Genomic DNA, 20285 nt, shown 5'->3' on the forward strand with positions numbered 1-20285 from the left:
AGTGCCGTCTCGTGGCGCTGATCGCAGCGGGCCGTACGCCCGCCGTCACATACACCCGGCACACGCCGATTTAGTGGAAGGATCGCCCATCATGGCGAAGCTCACCCAGGACGACCTGCTCGCCCAGTTCGAGGAGATGACCCTCCTCGAGCTCGCCGGCTTCGTGAAGGCGTTCGAGGAGAAGTTCGACGTCACCGCTGCCGCCCCGGTCGCCGTTGCCGCCGCCGGTGGCGCTGCCGCCGCCGCCGAGGCCGTCGAGGAGCAGGACGAGTTCGACGTCATCCTCACCGCCGCCGGTGACAAGAAGATCCAGGTCATCAAGGTCGTGCGCGAGCTGACCTCCCTGGGTCTCAAGGAGGCCAAGGACCTCGTGGACGGCGCCCCGAAGCCCGTCCTCGAGAAGGTCGCCAAGGACGCCGCCGAGAAGGCCGCCGAGTCCCTCAAGGGCGCCGGCGCCTCCGTCGAGGTCAAGTGACCTCCTGAGTCACCTGTGACTCTCCGGGCCCCGCAGAGGGCTCGCTGAGGGCCCGCGGTACGGCTGAGAGACGCCACCGCGGGTCCCGGTGAAGCGGCTCAGGGCCCCGTGAAAGGCGATCACCCATCCGGGTGGTCGCCTTTTCGCGTTGAGCGAGGGCTGCGTTGCGCTTCCCCGGGCGGGGAGTATCGTGATCATCGCCGTGCCCACCAGGCCCAGGTCAGAGCCCGGTCAGTGACGATCCCGGCGGCCGGTCCGGGATGGGGGGCCTTGACGAACCGCACGCAGCGCGCAATTCTCAGGACGCGTCGTCACAACGATCCGTATCCGAGGCATGGATCGGCGGCCGAACGGGCAGTATCGAGGTGCGCCACACGGCGCGGGGCAAGCGCGGAGTTGAGAACAACGAGGGTCATCAGAACCCGCACTGGACATCAGTGTGCCGAGTGGCTACACTGACCCTTTGCGCTGCCTGTTAGCTGCCCCCTGCCCGTCACCAGGGGCATCCCCTCGCATCAGCACAGTGGATTGAATCATCCCTGACCTGGGACTTCTCTCCCTGTGCCTGGCTTGGGACCGGTACGCGCGTAGTGAGTCCGAGCCCTCGGAAGGACCCCCTCTTGGCCGCCTCGCGCAACGCCTCGACCGCGAATACGAACAACGGCGCCAGCACTGCCCCGCTGCGCATCTCCTTTGCAAAGATCAAGGAGCCTCTTGAGGTTCCGAACCTCCTCGCGCTCCAGACCGAGAGCTTCGACTGGCTGCTCGGCAATGCCGCGTGGAAGGCTCGGGTCGAGGCGGCTCTGGAGAGTGGACAGGACGTCCCCACGAAGTCCGGTCTGGAGGAGATCTTCGAGGAGATCTCCCCGATCGAGGACTTCAGCGGGTCGATGTCCCTGACCTTCCGGGACCACCGCTTCGAGCCTCCCAAGAACTCGATCGACGAGTGCAAGGAGCGCGACTTCACCTTCGCCGCGCCCCTCTTCGTCACGGCCGAGTTCACCAACAACGAGACCGGCGAGATCAAGTCGCAGACGGTCTTCATGGGCGACTTCCCGCTCATGACCAACAAGGGCACCTTCGTCATCAACGGCACCGAGCGTGTCGTGGTGTCCCAACTGGTCCGTTCGCCGGGTGTCTACTTCGACTCCTCCATCGACAAGACGTCCGACAAGGACATCTACACCGCCAAGATCATCCCGTCCCGGGGTGCCTGGCTGGAGATGGAGATCGACAAGCGCGACATGGTCGGTGTCCGCATCGACCGCAAGCGCAAGCAGTCCGTCACCGTGCTGCTCAAGGCCCTCGGCTGGACGACCGAGCAGATCCTTGAGGAGTTCGGCGAGTACGAGTCGATGCGCGCCACCCTGGAGAAGGACCACACCCAGGGCCAGGACGACGCGCTGCTCGACATCTACCGCAAGCTCCGCCCGGGCGAGCCGCCCACCCGCGAGGCCGCTCAGACGCTGCTCGAGAACCTCTACTTCAACCCGAAGCGCTACGACCTCGCCAAGGTCGGCCGCTACAAGGTGAACAAGAAGCTCGGCGCCGACGAGCCGCTGGACGCCGGGGTGCTCACCACCGACGACGTCATCGCCACGATCAAGTACCTGGTCAAGCTGCACGCCGGCGAGACCGAGACGGTCGGCGAGTCCGGCACGCAGATCGTCGTCGAGACCGACGACATCGACCACTTCGGCAACCGCCGTCTGCGCAATGTCGGCGAGCTGATCCAGAACCAGGTCCGTACGGGTCTCGCCCGTATGGAGCGGGTCGTGCGCGAGCGCATGACCACTCAGGACGTCGAGGCGATCACGCCGCAGACCCTGATCAACATCCGGCCGGTCGTCGCCTCCATCAAGGAGTTCTTCGGCACCAGCCAGCTGTCGCAGTTCATGGACCAGAACAACCCGCTCTCGGGTCTCACCCACAAGCGCCGTCTGTCGGCGCTCGGCCCGGGTGGTCTCTCGCGTGAGCGGGCCGGCTTCGAGGTCCGAGACGTGCACCCCTCGCACTACGGCCGCATGTGTCCGATCGAGACCCCCGAAGGCCCGAACATCGGTCTGATCGGCTCGCTCGCCTCCTACGGCCGGGTCAACGCGTTCGGCTTCGTCGAGACCCCGTACCGCAAGGTCACCGACGGCCAGGTCACCGACGAGGTCGACTACCTGACCGCCGACGAGGAGGACCGCTTCGTCATCGCCCAGGCGAACGCGATCGTCTCCGACGAGATGCGCTTCACCGAGCCGCGCGTCCTGGTCCGCCGCCGCGGCGGCGAGGTCGACTACGTGCCGCCGGCCGAGGTCGACTACATGGATGTCTCGCCGCGCCAGATGGTGTCGGTCGCGACCGCCATGATCCCCTTCCTGGAGCACGACGACGCCAACCGTGCCCTCATGGGCGCGAACATGATGCGTCAGGCCGTTCCGCTGATCACGGCCGAGGCGCCGCTGGTCGGCACCGGCATGGAGTACCGCTGCGCGGTCGACGCCGGCGACGTCATCAAGGCGGAGAAGGACGGTGTGGTCCAGGAGGTCTCCGCGGACTACATCACCGTCGCCAACGACGACGGCACCTACACCACCTACCGGGTGGCCAAGTTCTCCCGCTCCAACCAGGGAACCTCGGTCAACCAGAAGGTCATCGTCTCCGAGGGCGACCGGGTCGTCGAGTCCCAGGTCCTCGCCGACGGCCCCGCCACCGAGCAGGGCGAGATGGCGCTCGGCAAGAACCTGCTCGTGGCGTTCATGCCGTGGGAGGGTCACAACTACGAGGACGCGATCATCCTGTCGCAGCGCCTCGTGCAGGACGACGTCCTCTCCTCGATCCACATCGAGGAGCACGAGGTCGACGCCCGTGACACCAAGCTCGGCCCCGAGGAGATCACCCGGGACATCCCGAACGTCTCCGAGGAGGTCCTCGCCGACCTCGACGAGCGCGGCATCATCCGTATCGGTGCCGAGGTCGTCGCCGGGGACATCCTGGTCGGCAAGGTCACGCCCAAGGGCGAGACCGAGCTGACCCCGGAGGAGCGCCTGCTCCGCGCGATCTTCGGTGAGAAGGCCCGTGAGGTCCGCGACACCTCGCTGAAGGTCCCGCACGGCGAGATCGGCAAGGTCATCGGCGTCCGCGTCTTCGACCGCGAGGAGGGCGACGAGCTGCCCCCGGGCGTGAACCAGCTGGTCCGCGTCTATGTCGCCCAGAAGCGCAAGATCACCGATGGTGACAAGCTCGCCGGCCGTCACGGCAACAAGGGCGTCATCTCCAAGATCCTGCCGATCGAGGACATGCCGTTCCTGGAGGACGGCACCCCGGTCGACATCATCCTCAACCCGCTGGGTGTCCCGTCCCGGATGAACCCGGGACAGGTCCTCGAAATCCACCTCGGCTGGCTCGCCAGCCAGGGCTGGAAGGTCGAGGGCAACGAGGAGTGGATGGAGCGGCTGAAGGCGATCGGCGCCGACGATGTCGCCGCCGGCACCAATGTCGCGACGCCGGTCTTCGACGGCGCCCGCGAGGACGAGATCTCCGGTCTCTTCGAGTCCACGATCCCCAACCGCGACGGTGACCGCATGGTCCTCCCGTCCGGCAAGGCCCGGATGTTCGACGGCCGCTCCGGCGAGCCGTTCCCGGACCCGATCTCCATCGGGTACATGTACATCCTCAAGCTCCACCACCTGGTCGACGACAAGCTCCACGCGCGTTCGACCGGACCGTACTCGATGATCACCCAGCAGCCGCTGGGTGGTAAGGCCCAGTTCGGTGGCCAGCGATTCGGTGAGATGGAGGTGTGGGCGCTGGAGGCATATGGCGCCGCGTACGCCCTCCAGGAGCTGCTGACCATCAAGTCCGACGACGTCACCGGCCGCGTGAAGGTCTACGAGGCCATCGTCAAGGGCGAGAACATCCCCGAGCCCGGCATCCCCGAGTCCTTCAAGGTGCTCATCAAGGAGATGCAGTCCCTGTGCCTCAACGTGGAGGTGCTGTCCTCGGACGGCATGTCCATCGAGATGCGCGACACCGACGAGGACGTCTTCCGCGCTGCGGAAGAGCTCGGCATCGACCTGTCCCGGCGCGAGCCGAGCAGCGTCGAAGAGGTCTGACGGGTCCGGCCGGGATCACCTCCAGGTGATCCCGGCCGCTGCCCCGGACCCCGTACAGACCACCTTGAGACACAACCCTGAGAGGGATTGACGCATAGTGCTCGACGTCAACTTCTTCGACGAGCTTCGGATCGGCCTGGCCACCGCTGACGACATTCGCCAGTGGTCCCACGGCGAGGTCAAGAAGCCCGAGACGATCAACTACCGCACGCTCAAGCCCGAGAAGGACGGACTCTTCTGCGAGAAGATCTTCGGCCCCACCCGGGACTGGGAGTGCTACTGCGGCAAGTACAAGCGTGTCCGCTTCAAGGGCATCATCTGCGAGCGCTGTGGCGTCGAGGTCACCCGCGCCAAGGTGCGCCGTGAGCGGATGGGCCACATTGAGCTGGCCGCCCCCGTCACCCACATCTGGTACTTCAAGGGCGTGCCGTCGCGCCTCGGCTACCTGCTGGACCTCGCGCCGAAGGACCTTGAGAAGGTCATCTACTTCGCCGCGTACATGATCACGTTCGTCGACGAGGAGCGCCGCACCCGCGACCTGCCCTCGCTGGAGGCGCATGTCTCCGTCGAGCGCCAGCAGGTCGAGAACCGCCGCGACGCCGACCTCGAGGCCCGCGCCAAGAAGCTCGAGACCGACCTGGCCGAGCTGGAGGCCGAGGGCGCCAAGGCCGATGTGCGCCGCAAGGTGCGCGAGGGCGCCGAGCGCGAGATGAAGCAGCTCCGTGACCGCGCCCAGCGCGAGATCGACCGCCTCGACGAGGTGTGGAACCGCTTCAAGAACCTCAAGGTCCAGGACCTGGAGGGCGACGAGCTGCTCTACCGCGAGCTGCGCGACCGCTTCGGCACCTACTTCGACGGTTCGATGGGCGCCGCCGCGCTCCAGAAGCGCCTGGAGTCCTTCGACCTCGACGAGGAGGCCGAGCGCCTCCGCGAGATCATCCGTACCGGCAAGGGCCAGAAGAAGACCCGTGCGCTCAAGCGCCTCAAGGTCGTCTCCGCGTTCCTCCAGACCAGCAACAGCCCCAAGGGCATGGTGCTGGACTGCGTGCCGGTCATCCCGCCGGACCTCCGTCCGATGGTGCAGCTCGACGGTGGCCGCTTCGCGACCTCCGACCTGAACGACCTGTACCGCCGGGTGATCAACCGGAACAACCGGCTGAAGCGTCTGCTCGACCTCGGTGCCCCCGAGATCATCGTGAACAACGAGAAGCGGATGCTCCAGGAGGCCGTCGACGCGCTGTTCGACAACGGCCGCCGCGGCCGCCCGGTCACGGGCCCCGGCAACCGTCCCCTGAAGTCCCTGAGCGACATGCTCAAGGGCAAGCAGGGCCGGTTCCGTCAGAACCTCCTCGGCAAGCGAGTCGACTACTCGGCCCGTTCCGTCATCGTCGTCGGCCCGCAGCTGAAGCTGCACCAGTGCGGTCTGCCCAAGGCCATGGCGCTGGAGCTCTTCAAGCCGTTCGTGATGAAGCGCCTGGTCGACCTGAACCACGCGCAGAACATCAAGAGCGCCAAGCGGATGGTCGAGCGCGGCCGCACGGTCGTCTACGACGTCCTCGAAGAGGTCATCGCCGAGCACCCGGTTCTGCTGAACCGTGCGCCCACCCTGCACCGCCTGGGCATCCAGGCCTTCGAGCCGCAGCTCGTCGAGGGCAAGGCCATCCAGATCCACCCGCTCGTCTGCACCGCGTTCAACGCGGACTTCGACGGTGACCAGATGGCCGTCCACCTGCCGCTCTCCGCGGAGGCGCAGGCCGAGGCCCGCATCCTGATGCTGTCCTCGAACAACATCCTGAAGCCGGCCGACGGCCGTCCCGTCACCATGCCGACCCAGGACATGGTGCTGGGCCTCTTCTTCCTCACCACGGACGAGGAGGAGCGCGAGGTCAAGGGCGAGGGCCGGTCCTTCGGCTCCACCGCCGAGGCCATCATGGCCTTCGACGCCCGCGAGCTGTCGCTCCAGGCGAAGGTCGACATCCGCTTCCCGGTGGGCACCATCCCGCCGCGCGGCTGGACCCCGCCGGTCCGCGAAGAGGGCGAGCCCGAGTGGCAGCAGGGGGACAGCTTCCGCCTGCGCACCACCCTGGGCCGCGCGCTCTTCAACGAGCTGCTGCCCGAGGACTACCCCTTCGTCGACTACTCGGTCGGCAAGAAGCAGCTCTCGGAGATCGTCAACGACCTCGCCGAGCGCTACCCCAAGGTCATCGTGGCGGCGACGCTCGACAACCTGAAGGCCTCGGGCTTCTACTGGGCCACCCGCTCCGGCGTCACCGTCGCCATCTCGGACGTGGTCGTCCCGGAGGCGAAGAAGGCGATCGTCGCGCAGTACGAGGCGGCGGACGAGAAGATCCAGAAGCAGTACGAGCGCGGCCTGATCACCAAGCAGGAGCGCACGAACGAGCTCATCGAGACGTGGACCCGCGCGACCAACGAGGTCGCCGAGGCGATGAACGCGAACTTCCCGAAGACCAACCCCATCTTCATGATGGTGGACTCGGGTGCTCGTGGAAACATGATGCAGATGCGTCAGATCGCCGGTATGCGTGGTCTGGTGTCCAACGCCAAGAACGAGACGATCCCCCGTCCCATCAAGGCGTCCTTCCGTGAGGGCCTGTCCGTGCTGGAGTACTTCATCTCCACGCACGGTGCCCGAAAGGGTCTGGCGGACACCGCCCTGCGCACCGCCGACTCGGGTTACCTGACCCGTCGTCTGGTGGATGTCTCGCAGGACGTCATCATCCGCGAGGAGGACTGCGGCACCGACCGCGGCCTCAAGCTGCGGATTGCCGAGAAGAGCGCCGAGGGCGTTCTGCGCAAGACGGACGACGTCGAGACCTCCGTGTACGCACGGATGCTCGCCGAGGACGTCGTGGTCGACGGCAAGGTCATCGCGCCGGCCAATGTCGACCTCGGTGATGTGCTCATCGACGCGCTCGTCGCGGCCGGTGTCGAGGAGGTCAAGACCCGCTCGGTCCTGACCTGTGAGTCCGCGGTCGGCACCTGTGCCTACTGCTACGGCCGCTCGCTGGCCACCGGCAAGCTCGTCGACATCGGTGAGGCGGTCGGCATCATCGCCGCCCAGTCCATCGGTGAGCCCGGCACCCAGCTGACGATGCGTACCTTCCACACCGGTGGTGTGGCCGGTGACGACATCACCCAGGGTCTGCCGCGTGTCGTCGAGCTGTTCGAGGCCCGTACGCCCAAGGGTGTCGCCCCGATCTCGGAGGCGGCCGGCCGCGTCCGGATCGAGGAGACCGAGAAGACCAAGAAGATCGTCGTCACCCCCGACGACGGCAGCGACGAGACCGCTTACCCGATCTCGAAGCGCGCCAAGGTCATGGTCCACGAGGGCGACCACGTGCAGGTGGGCCAGAAGCTCACCTACGGTGCGACCAACCCGCACGACGTGCTGCGCATCCTCGGCCAGCGGGCCGTCCAGGTCCACCTGGTCGGCGAGGTCCAGCGGGTCTACAACTCGCAGGGTGTGTCGATCCACGACAAGCACATCGAGATCATCATCCGGCAGATGCTGCGCCGGGTGACGATCATCGAGTCCGGTGACGCGGAGCTGCTGCCGGGCGAGCTGGTGGAGCGCTCGAAGTTCGAGACCGAGAACCGTCGTGTGGTCACCGAGGGCGGACACCCCGCCTCCGGCCGTCCGCAGCTGATGGGTATCACCAAGGCCTCGCTCGCCACCGAGTCGTGGCTGTCGGCGGCGTCCTTCCAGGAGACGACCAGGGTTCTGACCGACGCGGCGATCAACGCCAAGTCGGACTCCCTGATCGGCCTCAAGGAGAACGTCATCATCGGTAAGCTCATCCCGGCCGGTACGGGTCTGTCCCGCTACCGCAACATCCGGGTGGAGCCCACCGAGGAGGCCAAGGCCGCGATGTACTCGGCCGTCGGCTACGACGACATCGACTACTCGCCGTTCGGCACCGGCTCCGGCCAGGCCGTCCCGCTGGAGGACTACGACTACGGTCCGTACAACCAGTAAGCGGTAGCGACAACAGCGAAAGGGCGGTCACCCCGTATCGGGGTGACCGCCCTTTCGGCGTATCGGACAGGGGCCGGGGGAGTCAGCGCCCGGCCAGCTCCCAGACGGCGAGCATCAGCCCGACACTGGCGGTGAGCGCGGCGATACTGGCCAGCGGCCAGCGGGCGCGCTCCAGCGCGTCGATGCGGGACTCCATGTCCGCGAGGTGTTTGTCGGTCTGGTCGCTCCGCTGCACCAGCAGCGCGAGCGAGCCGTCGACCCGGGCGAACCCGGCCTCCAGCGTGCCGTGCAGCCGTTCCAGCTCCACGGCGACGGTGACGGTGACGGGGGCGCTCTTCGGCTCAGACTCGGCCATCGGCGGCTCCTGTGGACGGTTCGCCGCGGAGCCAGGACGGCAGCAGCCGCTGTACGGAGTCCAGGGCCATCACCCTGGTCACCGCGGCGGCCACGGCCAGGGCTCCGGCCACCCAGGGCAGGGCGGCCGGCAGCCCGGAGGCGTCCACGATCGCGGGGAGCGCGACGGCGATGCCGATGGCGCTCTGGAGGACGGTGCGCGCCGTGCGCTTGGCGGCTTCGGACACTTCTCCGGTCTCCTCTGGTCGGCGGGGGTTGGTGGGTTGCGGTGGCGTCAGTGCTCCCGGGTGCTCCCGGGTGCTCCCGGCGCCTCCCGGCGGTCCCTCAGCGCTTCCCGGTGTACGGGACCCTCAGGGCGGTCCAGGAGGCGTGGCCCGGCAGCCCGTCCGCGTCGGCGCCCCGGAAGCCCAGCTTCCGCTGCCACTTCGCGTAGGAGCGCCGGTCGGCCTCGCTCCAGCGCGGGCCGGGGCCCGAGGTGTAGGCGGAGCACCCCTCGGCGACCAGCCGCCGCCCCATCGCGGTGATCACGGGGGAGCTGGTCCGGGCGGTGAAGAAGCCCGCCCCGGGGAAGGGCTGGAGACGGGGCTTCCCCGGTTTCCCCGGCTCCGGTTTCCCCGGCTCCGGTTTCCCCGGCTCCGGGTTCCCCGGCTCCGGGTTCTCCTGCGCGGGGGGCTTCTCCTGCGCCGGCGGCCCGCCGAGCCGCCCGGCTATCCGCCGGCGCAGCTCCGGCATGGTGAATCCGCGCGGGTCGACCTTCCGGTCGGACCACTCCCGGTGCCCGATGACGCTCCTGGCGCCCCAGCCGTGGGCCCGGCAGAGCGCGGCCGACGCCCGCTCGGCGGCGTCGAGCTGGGCGGCGGGCCAGGGGTCGGCGCCGTCGCCCAGGTTGACGCACTCGAAGCCGTAGAAGCGGGCGTTGCCGTCGACGGCTCCCGCGCTGCCCTGGTGTTCCGCCGGGGCGGGCGGCCGGTCGCCGTACTCCTCGGCGATCACCGCCGCGAGGACGGCGGGGTCGCCCCCGCCGGCGTGGTTGGCGCGCCCGGCGCCGACGAGATGGACGGTGCCGTCCTTGGCGATCACCCCGTGGCAGAGCGGCCCGGGCAGCGCGGCGTACCCGTCGTAGCAGAGCCGTACGGAGGAGTCGGTGCCCCGGGTGACGGTGTGGTGGATCATCACCCCGTTCACGGGACCCCAGGCGCCGGCGTGGTTGCGGTGGTGGGTGCGCCAGCCGCCGTGCTCGACGACGGTCACACCCTCGGCCCGGAGCGCGGCGAGCAGCCGGGCGGGGGTGAGGGGGGTGGCCATGGAGGTCGTCCTTCCGTCAGACGGGCGGGGGCGGGGCGGCATGGGGCTCGCTGGGCGGCTGGGCCGGGGGTTCGGAAGGCGGGCCCGGAGGGGGGATGTTCGGTTCGGGGGCCGGCGGGAGCAGCAGCTCGCCGCCGGGGGAGACGATCACGTCGTTGGACACGCGGGGGCTCCTTCTCGGGTACGGGAGGTCAGGACTGGCGGCCCTCGGCGTGGATCACGCCCACGGCGCCTCCACCGGTCCCGGCCACCACCCGGCCCTCGACATAGAGGTTGCTCCAGGTGTAGGAGGCCTGGCCGTGCGGGGCGGAGACCTCCTGGGCGAATCCGGCGGGCACCGTGGTCCCCGTCGCCGCGACACTGTCGCCGATCTCCACGGCCGTGCCGTCCGCGGTGAGGTAGCGGACCCTGGCCTCGACCGTGGTGCCGGCGTCGGCCTGGACCCACACGCCGACCGCGATCCTCGGCTGCTGGAGGTACATGCCCCCCTGGAGCACCCGGGTCCAGGTGGTGGAGGTGATCCTGATCGGGGACGGGTAGAGGGGGATGGGGATGTAGGGGCGGGCGAGGCCGCCCGACCGGGTGTCGTCGGCGAGGACGACCTTGTTGAAGCGGTCCCAGATGTTCACGGCCTGGGTGGGCTTCCCCGAGACGGTCAGGGCGAGCGACCCGTCCGCGCGGAGGACGCGTACGCCCTGTTCCCGGGGGTTCTCCCCGACGGCCCCGATGGCGCCGATGTGCAGCAGGACACCCTTGTCGGGCTTGGTCACCAGCAGACTGCCGCCGCCGCTGATGGTGACGTCCCCGTTGGTGATCTCGTTGAGCGCGGGGCGGGCGGCGACGGCGGTGGAGAGCCGCTGCACCTTGCGCTGGAGCTCCCGGATCAGATCGATGAGGTCCTCGGGCAGAGCGGTCATCAGCCGGCCTCCAGAAACAGTTCGGCGGTCTCCGGGCGTCCGCGCTGGGGCGGGGCGACCTTGATCCCGATGATCCGGAAGCGGGCGTCGAGCCCGTCCGGGTGCCATTCGTCGGTGATCCGCAGCCGCACGGTGCGGCCCAGGAGCATCGGGGGCACCAGGTCGCGGTCGTCGAGCCGGACGGTCACCTCGGGGATGACCACGGCCCCCCTGGCCTCGGCGAGCTGCGCCGCGGCCAGGGAGTCCAGCGCCTTCACGGAGGTGACGGACGAGTGGTCCGAGGAGAGGTCCACGCGCGGGTACCCGTTGTCGATCAGGTCCTGGGCGACATGCTCCCGGGACAGCGCGGGCCGGCTCTCCTGGCTCTGGTCGCTGTTGGCGGCGGCGCCCCGGGTCCGTGCGGTGCTGCCGCCCCGGGTCGCGTCCCGGGGGAAGGAGTAGCGCAGCACCGCCCCCGGCCGGTCCAGCACGAGATCGGTGGAGCCGGTGCGCAGCTTGGGGTGGCCGAGCCGCAGCAGCTTCACCCGGTCGCCGGTGACCGGGTCGCGGTGGACGGAGATGTGGTGCTCGAAGCCGTTCTCCGCCTCGGCGAGCTGCTTGACCGCCTCGTCCAGCGGGGTCTCGTCGCCGTCCCGCCATGTCATGTCGCGCGGCACACCGGACAGTTCGAGGCCGAAGCTGACACCGATGCTCCCGCCCTGGCGGGACTGGATGTGCTGCCAGAGCCTCCGGGCGATCTCCAGCTGGTCCTGCTGGAGATAGGCGAGATCGGCCCGGATACGGCGCCGGGCGGCGTAGGAGTCGAAGGTCGCGGCCTGGACGGCGAGCGAGAGCCCGCCTTTCTCGTCGGCGCTGAGGGTGGTGGTCCACACGATGCCGCCCCACCACAGATCGCCGTCGCGCTCCAGATAGACGGCGGTCCTGCCCTCCTCGATCTGCCGGACCCGGTCGGCCAGCTCGGCGTTGGGCACGGGCAGGGTTCCGGAGAGGGAGCCGGGGCGGCCGATGTAGTCGTCGATCGTCACATCCCGCAGGGGGAGGATGTCGATGGGGCGGTCGGTGCGCAGATCGCAGAAGAGCGCGCGGTAGGGGCTGACCGCGGTCATGCGGCGAAGGCCGACCAGGAGATGGGCATGTTCGACCACGACCAGGAACCGCTCGGGTTGTAGACGTAGAGCCGGAAGCCGGTGGTCGTGACGGTGTGGGCGCGGCTGCTCCAGAGCTCGGCCGCCGCGTGGCCCGAGTCGATGTTGGTGAAGACCTTCGGCGCGGTGGCGAAGGGCGTTCCGAAGGTGACGGTCACCGTGTGCTGCCGGCCGGTGGTGAAGCTGACGTACGTGGTTCCGCTCTCGCCGTAGTGCGCCTTGTGGGAGCGGACCACCAGGTCGCCATTGGTCTTCAGGACGCCGGGCGCGGAGCGCTGCAGAAAGGTCTCCAGGCTCCCGGTGCCGCCTCCCCAGTTGACGGTGCCGTCACCGCTGATCATGATCCGGGAGAAGCTCTCCCCCGGGACCCGGGAGGAGTAGGCGTTCGCGGTCGGCTGCCGGTAGGTGCGCAGAATGGAGTTGGTGGACACGATCGGGCCGGCCTCGCGGTAGAGGTGGGCGTCGCCGAGTTGGATCTGGCCGTTGTTGCCGAGCCGCAGGATCGGCTCCCAGACGGTGCCGTTCCACCGCTCCAGTACGCCGTCGTTGTCCCGGTACTGCCCGTTGTGGCTGCCGCTGAAGGCGACACCCGAGCCGGGCGGCACGATGCCGCCGAGCGCGGCGGTGTAGCGGCGCCGGTCCAGGACCCCCGTGACCCAGTCCAGTCCGACGCTCTCCTTCCCCACCACGACGTCGTACAGCTTCTGGCTGTTGGGAGGGAGCGTGGGGGGTGTGGGGGTGCCGGCCGCGGAGCCCTGGACGACCAGGACCTCGCCGCCGAAGACGGTCACCGTGCTGTCGTGGGACGGGTCGGCGACCCTGACGACCACGGAGTCGATCCTGCTGTAGGTCGCGTGTCCCGCGCCGAAGGTCAGCGGCACCGGGGCGTCGATGGTGACGGAGTATCCGCCCTGCGCCGCTCCGCTCGTGCCCTGCACCCACAGCCGGCCCGCCGACAGCGTCGCCTGGAGGGCCGAGCCGGGGACCGGGGCCAGGTCGAGGCCGCCGGGCAGGCAGCCGCCGGTGGTGGCGAGGGCGCCCGCCGGTGCCATGGCGGTGGAGGCGGCCAGCCGGTGGTCCTCGGGGGTCATTCCGCTGGTGAGTCGTCCAACACGTACGGTCATGGTCTTCTTCTCCTCAGAGCTGTCAGAGGTGGGCCGCGCGCCAGGTGAGCTGGGCGGATGTGGTGGGGTCGCCGTCCAGGGCGCGGAAGTCGAGCCGGTTCTCACCGGGCGGGAGGACGAAGGACTGCTCCGGGCTGCTGACGGCCGTGGCCGTGTGGAGCCGGGAGGCGCGCGGCCCGATCAGCACCGTGCCCTCGCGGGTGTCGACGGTCAGCCGTTCACCGGGGCCGAGGACGATGTCGTACTCCAGGGAGCGCCCGGTGGTGTGGTTGAGCAGATGGGGCCGCCGCACCGGGCCGGTGAACTCGACCACCGGGCAGGTCTCCGTCGTCCCGCTGTTGACGGCGGAGCCCGAGCCGCCGGAGCTGGGGGTTCCGTAGTCCACCGGGTAGGTGAACGGATAGGTCGTGCCGCTGCCCCGGCGGGGGAGCCCCAGCGAGACCGTCCGGGCCTCGGGCTCGTAGCGGCGCGGATCGGTCGCGGTCCACTGGACGGAGACCCTGGTGGCACCGCCGGTCGCGAAACGCCGGTCGGTGGGGACGGTGCGCTGGGTGACCCGGGCGCGGACGGCGGTGGTACGGCCGTGCAGCCGTACGGCCAGCCACTGTTCACTGTCGACGGAGCCGGTGCCGAAGGCGCGGATGAAGGTGTCGAGCAGGTCCGCCGGGGCGCCGGGCGCGGCGCCGGCGCCGGCCTCCGGCAGCAGCCAGATCCCGGCGGAGACGGACCGGGGCCTGGCCCAGCGGGCGCCGGGCCAGGCGCCGTGGGCGGTGGGCCGGTCGGCGTCGGAGGTGTCGAGGGCGGGGAGGTCGGCCCAGCCGGTGAGGCCTTCCCGGTCGATCTGGAAGGGGGTGCCGGGGCCGAGCAGCAGTCCGGCCCACTGGATCTGGCCGTCGAGGCCGATCAGTGAGCCGGGTGGTGAGGTGGTGTCGGTCATGGGGTCGCCTTTCTCGGGCGGGGGCGGTACGAGCCGTGGGGCGCGGGCTCACGGCGCGGCGCGCGCACGGGGCGCGGGGCACGAGGCGGGCACGGGGCGCGGGGCGCGGGGCACGAGGCGGGCACGGAGCACGCGGCACGTGCCGTGGGCGCGCGCCATGCGGCACGGCGCGCGCGGGGCACGGCGCGCGGGCTCAGGCGGCGCGGGCGAGGAAGAGGAGATCCTCGGCGACCGCGTACGCGCTGCTTCCGGCCGGCTCCCGGAAGGTTTCGAGCCGCACCCGGCGCGGCTCCGGCACCCGGCTGCCGCGCTCGGCGGCGCGCAGTGCGCCGACGGCGCCCAGCGGGGTGACCGAACCGGGCCGTGAGCCGCTGGGCGGCATCACCACACCGCCCTCGGCGAGCATCGGGATCTTGTCGAAGTGGATGCCGAACTTCTTGCCGAGGATGTTGAAGCTGAGGCTGTTGAGCCCGTCGATGACCCAGTTGGCGAAGGAGATCAGTCCCTCGATCGGGCCCTTGAGCACCGAGACGATGGCCTGGAGTCCGGTGGTGACGAACTGGCCGATGCCGCCGAGGGTGTCGGTGGTGGCCTTCTTCACCCGGGTGAAGGCGGACGGGATGTCCTTGGTGATCCAGTCGACCACCGGCCTGACCGCGCCCTTCAGCCCGTCCCAGGCGCGCCGGATGATCCCGCTCACCGCGTCGGTCGCCTTCCGGACACCGTCGCGGACGGCGGGGAAGGCCTTGCCGATGTTCCGGCCGATGCCGCTCACATCGCCGGTCAGGACGCTGCGGACGACGCCGAACGCCGTGGCGACGAGAGTCCCGTAGATCCTGACCACCGGGAGGAGGTGGGAGGCGATCTGCTTGACGATCCTCAGCGCGTGGTCGAAGACCTGCTTGATGATCCGCTGCCCGGTCTCGGAGTTGACGGCCAGCTCGATGAGATAGGCGATGATCGGCACCAGCAGCCCGACGACAAAGCCGATCGGGTTGGCCCGCATGGCGACGTTGATGCCGGTGACGGCGACGGCCCCGACCATCAGGCCGCCGCCGAGCACGGTCATCAGCGGGCCGATGGTGACGCCCGCCGCGCCGAGCAGTTCGGTGATGGAGACGAGACCGCCCAGCCCGCCGGCCAGCGCCGCCGCAGCGCCGCTGGACGACCTGGCCGAGCGCCCCTGGGTACGGAGCCCGGGCGCGGCCCTGGTGGCGCTGGTGCCGACGGCACCGACCGGGCGCACGGAGGCGGTGGCCCCGGCCCGCAGCCCGCTGACCGCGCCCCGGGCGGAGTCGGCCGCGCTCTTGATCCGCTCCACGCTCCCGGAGGCCGTACGGATGCCGTTCACCGCCGACCGGGCGCCCTGGGCCGCCTGTTTCACCTGGTCGCGGATCTGGTTCAGCGGCCGGACCATCCCGGCGAGCAGATCCCGCACCGGGTCGACCGGACGCAGGGCGAGGGCGCTCATCCGCGCGCCTTCGCGAGGAACATCAGGGCCTTCGCCGTGTCCCTCACATCGGTGGAGGGGGCGGCGTAGTAGTGCTCGATATGGAATCCGGCGGTACCGGTGGCGACGGTCCGGGCCCGGGAGCGGGCGGCGGTGTGCCGCAGCAGCCGGTCCAGCTTGGAGAGCGGGAGCACGGCCTCGGCCTCGCCGGCCTCCGCGATGATCGCCGGGACACCGCCGGTACGGGGGGTGACGACGCCGCCCTCGGCGAGCCGGGGAATCCGCGGGAGGCTGACCCCGAAGGTCTTCCCGCCGACGCCCGGGACCCAGCCGGGGATCTTCACCTTGATGCCGTTGAGCTTACCGATCGCGGAGTTGATCAGGTCGATGACGCCGTTGATCGGGGTCCTGACCGCGCCCTTGACGGCGTCGAACGCCTTGGACGCGATGGTCTTGAGGCCGCTCCAGATGGAGGAGAGCTTCTCCTTGACGTGGGTGAACGCCTTGGGGATGTCCTTGCGGACCCAGTCGATGACCGGGTTGATGATCTTCTTGATCCCGCCCCACACCTTGGAGATCACGGACTTGACGGTGTCCATGACGCCGGAGATGACCTTCTTGATGCCGTTGAAGGTCTTCGAGACGACCTTGGAGACGGCGTCGACGACGGTGGAGACCGCCTTCTTGATGCCGTTCCAGACGTTCTTGAAGAGCGTGCCGATGCCCTTCATGATCGGGCCGATGGCCTTGATGACGGTCTCGATGACCTTCTTGACCGCGTCGAAGGCGGTTTTGAGCACCTTCTGCATGGTCTTCGACTGGGTCGCCATGCTGACGACCTTCTCGATGAGCGGGGCGAACAGCTCCAGGAGCCGGGCGATGATATTGCCCTTCATGGAGGTGTTGAGGCCGTTCATCCCCTTGGCGGCGTTGTCGGCGCCGCCCTTGAACTTCCCGATCTGGGTGCCACCGGTCTGCCCGGCCCGGCCGGCCCTGGCGACGGACTTCTCGGCGCGGTCGGCGTTCTGCTGAAGGGTTTTGAGTTCCCGGGCGGAGGACTGCGCGGAGGAGCGGAGCTTGTCGAGCCCGGTCTTTCCGGTGGTGGCGGCGCGGCCGACGCTCTGGGTGGAGGTGGCGGCGGTGTCGGCCTGGGTTTTGAGATTGCGCAGGGAGCCGGAGGCCCGCCCTGCGGCTGAGGCGAGGGTCATGGGACTCCTTAGGCAAGGATGGTGATGAGCTGGTTCAGGGTGTCGCGCAGGACTCTGACATCGGCGGCGACGCCTCGGGCCTGAGGCTGCGCATGGTCGACTCCCTGAATGACTCGGGTGGTTCCCGATCTATTGACGGGTGCATTGGCCACCTGCTGCTGTTGCGATCTTCCCTGTGCGTTTCTGAGGGCGTCCGAAGCTCCTCGGATCTTATTGATCTCCCTTGCCCAATTGCGGTCGGTGAGAAGTCCGAGCTGCATGTTGTAGTGCAGGACTGCTTTATCGATTTGATCAGCGACCCAGGCGTCGCGTCGGCGCTTCCTTTTCTGGGCTTTTGAGGCCCACTTCTCCTCGACCTTGTCCAGAGCTCTCTTCCATAGCCTTCCGAGCGGACCGCCCCACTCCCGAGTGGCGCCCAGAATGGTGATGCCTTTTTCGTCCACCTTGAAGAGGGCGATTGTTGCGGTCAGGAGGGCGAGAGTGCCACCCAGTCCCACCAGGGCGGTGTTGTACTGAGTCTTGCTGTGGCTCCATTCCGCGTAGGTCTGGGTGATTCTGGCGTCGGTCCTTGATATGTCAACCTCGGTGAGGGCGATATCCGCTTTGGTCTTGGATATGCTGACCTCGGTGAGGGCGATGTCTGCTTTGGTTTGGGTGATGTCCGCATCGGTGAGGGCAATGCCGACCTTGGTCTCGGTGATGAGTGCTTCGGTCCGGGCTATGGAGACCTTGGTGTCAGTCATGTACGCCTTGGTCTTGGCGATCTCTTCGATGACTGTTTCGGATCTCCTCGCAAAAGACTTGGAGATCTCCGCCACATGGGTCTCGGAATTTTTCAGCCTGGTTACCGTCGAGCGGGTTTCATCCTTTCCCTCCTTCAGCTCCTTCTCGACTTTGACCAGGGCTTCGTCGATTGCCTTGATGTCTCGTGCCATGGGTGCACCTCACTGGGGCTCTGTGGCCGAGCCTCTCCGGGGCGGCGGACCTGCCTGCGAGCCCCGCCGGCCGGCGGTCAGCCCATACCGAAGAAACGGGCCAGGTCCGCGCTCGCGGGCGGGGAGTCCGGGTCGGCCCCGGGCTCTTCGGAGGGGGCGGAGCCCGGCCTCGGGACCGGGTCCGGGGGGTCGGGCGGGTCGTCGGAGTGGACGCTGGTGAAGAGCCAGTTCGCGGCGGCCAGATGATCCACCACCGCCGCCAGCAAGTGATCGGTCACCGACCACTCCGCCGCCTCCCCGTGCAGCGCACGGTTCACCGAGCTGTCCCGCGGCAGGTGCTCGATCAGCACCGACAGCCGGCGGGAGGACAGCCGGCCGCGGTGCCAGTCGAGGAGGTCCACGCCGTAGTGGCGCAGCAGATCGGCTTCGAGGGCCTCGGCGTGTTCATCGGTGAACTCGACGAGGCTCAGTCTTCCCCCAGGCCGAGCCCGGTCTCCTTGCCGTAGGCGTCCAGGATCGCCGCGATGTCCTGCATGGTGATGTCGTGCTTCTCGAAGCGCGCGAACTGCTTCTCGCCCATGAGCAGCGACAGCAGCCCGTCCACATCGTTGTCGTCCAGCTCGCGCAGCGCCCTCGCGGTCGCGCGGCTCAGCTCGGTGGGCAGTTCGAAGGTGTCCTTGTCCAGGTCGAACGACCAGGTCGTGCCGACGGCCTCCAGGCGCTGGGCGCGAGCGGCGTTGACGTCGAAGCGGGCCATGGGTGTGCCTCCAGGTGGTGGTAGCGGGGGAGCGGGCGGGGGCGGGGCCGGCCCGTGGAGAGGGCCGGCCCCGGTCCGGCGGGTGTTACGGGGTGACGGAGTACGCCGGGTCCTTCATCAGGAAGGTCGCCAGCGGCGCCGTCGCGCCCTGGGACAGCGCGGTGAAGGTGACACCGAGCGAGGCCGCCGACTTGCGGGCCAGCTTCACGTCGTCGGCGGAGGTCACCTGGCCGCGCGGGATCACAAAGCGGTAGGTGATGTCCTTGCCGTCGGTGAACTCCAGGCCGAGCGCCCGCTCGTCGAAGGTCGGGCCGTCCGGGATGTCCAGGCTGTAGACGCCGGAGGTGCCGGCGCCCACGGGCTTCACATCCGACTTGGACCCGCCGATGAAGAAGGGCAGCGTGTCCTCGTTGAACTGGAGCATCGCGAACTTCAGCGTCAGATCGCGGTCCGAGTAGACGAACCGCGCCGGGCTGATGGCCTGCCAGGTCTCCACCGGGTCGAGCTTGTCCTTCTTGGCGAAGGTCACACCGTCGGTGGTGGTGTAGCCGAGGTCCGTCCAGGCGGCGCCCCAGTCGGCCGCCGGGTTGGCGGAGAAGGCGCTGGGCGCGGCGGCGCCGACCGCCGCGACCAGGACACGGCCGGTGCCGGCGACGCGGATCTCGGAAGAGTTGTTGCCTGCCATGGGAACTCCTTGGGTGTTGGGTGGGCTGCCGCGGGTACGGCAAAGGCCCCGCCGGATCGGCGAGGCCTGGTCTGTGGGTGGTGAGAGCGCGGCCGGTCAGTCGGTGCGCAGGAACAGGCGCAGGATGCAGAGGTAGCGGTTGGCCGCCGTGTAGACGTAGTCCGGCAGCCAGCGCGGGCCGTCCGCCTCGCTGACATCGGTGATCGTCGTCTTCGGCACGGAGGTGTCGATGACCCTGCCGGCCATGCCGAGGAGCGCGGCTCGCGCGTCGTTGGCCAGGACGTGGGCGTCGGACTTGGTGGGCCCGTACACCTCCAGCTCGATCAGCGGCTGGTCGAGGTGGAGGTCGTCGATCCAGGCCCCGCCCCGGCGGGAGACGACGACCGTCTTCGTGGTGCCGTTGAAGCCGACCGGCGGGGACTCCACCACCGTCACGCCCGCCGTCGCCGACAGGCTCTGGGTGAGGAGATCCACGACGATCTTCTGCACATCGGGAAACTTGTTCGGGACTTGGTTCATGACGAGGCGTCACTCCTGTTCCTCGGGACATTCGTCCTGGACATGCGGGCGGCGGAGCCGGGCCCTGGAGGGAGGGGGGCACAGCTCCGCCGCTGCACCAACTGTGACGCAGATCGTGCGGACGCGCAACCAGTTCGTGCGCGCGCGCAGCAAATAACGCGGAGAGGCGGCCACCCGGGGAGGGGTGACCGCCTCTTCTCTGCTCGGTGTCCGGCCGTCGGCCTGGGGAGTTTCTTTCGGATCTTGCCGGATCGGCGAGGCGCGGTGCCGGGGCTCGCGCCACGAGCGGGCACCGGTCGCCGTCTTCGGCCCCGGGGACCGCTTCCTGGCACTGGTGGAGGAGCAGAAGGGCAAGGCCAAGAGCCTCGCCGTCT

Annotated in this window: 18 protein-coding genes and 1 pseudogene; 4 read left to right on the forward strand and 15 right to left on the reverse strand. The window is 69.1% G+C overall.

The features are described 5' to 3' along the window. Positions 1-91 precede the first annotated feature (91 nt). The 3 genes from rplL to ACWCRA_RS32380 all read left to right on the forward strand — a co-directional run bounded on the left by rplL (position 92) and on the right by ACWCRA_RS32380 (position 8575). Positions 92-475: a 50S ribosomal protein L7/L12 gene (gene rplL, locus ACWCRA_RS32370; protein WP_351554778.1), complete on the forward strand. Its 384-nt coding sequence runs from the start codon at positions 92-94 to the stop codon at positions 473-475. 620 nt (positions 476-1095) lie between these two features. Next, on the forward strand, positions 1096-4578 hold the full coding sequence (rpoB, locus tag ACWCRA_RS32375) for a DNA-directed RNA polymerase subunit beta (protein ID WP_351554781.1): 3483 nt from the start codon (positions 1096-1098) through the stop codon (positions 4576-4578). A 97-nt stretch (positions 4579-4675) separates the two neighbouring features. Next, on the forward strand, positions 4676-8575 hold the full coding sequence (locus ACWCRA_RS32380; protein ID WP_351554784.1) for a DNA-directed RNA polymerase subunit beta': 3900 nt from the start codon (positions 4676-4678) through the stop codon (positions 8573-8575). Between the two features lie 82 nt (positions 8576-8657). On the opposite strand, the gene ACWCRA_RS32385 is transcribed toward ACWCRA_RS32380, so the two are convergent. The 15 genes from ACWCRA_RS32385 to ACWCRA_RS32455 all read right to left on the reverse strand — a co-directional run bounded on the left by ACWCRA_RS32385 (position 8658) and on the right by ACWCRA_RS32455 (position 19911). After that, complete coding sequence (locus ACWCRA_RS32385; RefSeq protein WP_351554787.1) at positions 8658-8930, reverse strand: hypothetical protein; 273 nt, start codon at positions 8928-8930, stop codon at positions 8658-8660. After that, entirely contained in the window at positions 8917-9156 is a 240-nt protein-coding gene (locus ACWCRA_RS32390; RefSeq protein ID WP_351554790.1) for a hypothetical protein, read from the reverse strand. The genes ACWCRA_RS32385 and ACWCRA_RS32390 overlap by 14 nt, the downstream gene beginning before the upstream one ends. Positions 9157-9253: 97 nt before the next feature. Beyond that, positions 9254-10234: a peptidoglycan-binding protein gene (locus ACWCRA_RS32395; RefSeq protein ID WP_451069239.1), complete on the reverse strand. Its 981-nt coding sequence runs from the start codon at positions 10232-10234 to the stop codon at positions 9254-9256. 16 nt (positions 10235-10250) lie between these two features. Next, the gene (locus ACWCRA_RS32400) at positions 10251-10397 is read right to left on the reverse strand and encodes a hypothetical protein (protein WP_351554795.1); all 147 of its coding nucleotides are present in this window, start codon (positions 10395-10397) and stop codon (positions 10251-10253) included. Positions 10398-10425: 28 nt separating this feature from the next. Further along, positions 10426-11151 (reverse strand): hypothetical protein, encoded by a 726-nt coding sequence (locus ACWCRA_RS32405; RefSeq protein WP_351554798.1) that lies wholly within the window; start codon positions 11149-11151, stop codon positions 10426-10428. Continuing rightward, positions 11151-12257 (reverse strand): hypothetical protein, encoded by a 1107-nt coding sequence (locus ACWCRA_RS32410; protein ID WP_451069240.1) that lies wholly within the window; start codon positions 12255-12257, stop codon positions 11151-11153. Before ACWCRA_RS32410 ends, ACWCRA_RS32405 begins: the two co-directional genes overlap by 1 nt. After that, positions 12254-13420, reverse strand: a complete 1167-nt coding sequence (locus ACWCRA_RS32415; protein ID WP_451069241.1) for an H-type lectin domain-containing protein — start codon at positions 13418-13420, stop codon at positions 12254-12256. The genes ACWCRA_RS32410 and ACWCRA_RS32415 overlap by 4 nt, the downstream gene beginning before the upstream one ends. A gap of 22 nt (positions 13421-13442) precedes the next feature. Next, the gene (locus ACWCRA_RS32420; RefSeq protein ID WP_451069242.1) at positions 13443-14357 is read right to left on the reverse strand and encodes a phage distal tail protein; all 915 of its coding nucleotides are present in this window, start codon (positions 14355-14357) and stop codon (positions 13443-13445) included. 193 nt (positions 14358-14550) lie between these two features. Then, positions 14551-15828 carry a tape-measure protein gene (locus ACWCRA_RS32425; protein ID WP_451069243.1) on the reverse strand — a complete coding sequence of 426 codons (1278 nt, stop codon included), beginning with the start codon at positions 15826-15828 and terminating at the stop codon, positions 14551-14553. Beyond that, positions 15825-17015: a phage tail protein gene (locus ACWCRA_RS32430; protein WP_351554813.1), complete on the reverse strand. Its 1191-nt coding sequence runs from the start codon at positions 17013-17015 to the stop codon at positions 15825-15827. The genes ACWCRA_RS32425 and ACWCRA_RS32430 overlap by 4 nt, the downstream gene beginning before the upstream one ends. Positions 17016-17023: 8 nt before the next feature. Beyond that, positions 17024-17950, reverse strand: a complete 927-nt coding sequence (locus tag ACWCRA_RS32435) for a hypothetical protein (RefSeq protein WP_451069244.1) — start codon at positions 17948-17950, stop codon at positions 17024-17026. A 77-nt stretch (positions 17951-18027) separates the two neighbouring features. Next, positions 18028-18351 carry a hypothetical protein gene (locus tag ACWCRA_RS32440; RefSeq protein WP_351554819.1) on the reverse strand — a complete coding sequence of 108 codons (324 nt, stop codon included), beginning with the start codon at positions 18349-18351 and terminating at the stop codon, positions 18028-18030. A gap of 65 nt (positions 18352-18416) precedes the next feature. Further along, on the reverse strand, positions 18417-18707 hold the full coding sequence (locus tag ACWCRA_RS32445) for a hypothetical protein (protein WP_351554822.1): 291 nt from the start codon (positions 18705-18707) through the stop codon (positions 18417-18419). 85 nt (positions 18708-18792) lie between these two features. Further along, positions 18793-19392, reverse strand: a complete 600-nt coding sequence (locus tag ACWCRA_RS32450) for a phage tail tube protein (protein WP_351559964.1) — start codon at positions 19390-19392, stop codon at positions 18793-18795. 96 nt (positions 19393-19488) lie between these two features. Then, positions 19489-19911, reverse strand: a complete 423-nt coding sequence (locus ACWCRA_RS32455) for a phage tail termination protein (RefSeq protein ID WP_351559966.1) — start codon at positions 19909-19911, stop codon at positions 19489-19491. Positions 19912-20191: 280 nt separating this feature from the next. Between ACWCRA_RS32455 and ACWCRA_RS32460 the strand changes: the two are divergent. Further along, positions 20192-20285, forward strand: a pseudogene (locus ACWCRA_RS32460) (tRNA pseudouridine(55) synthase TruB); the annotation flags it as partial.

Source organism: Streptomyces sp. NPDC001889, assembly GCF_053594535.1.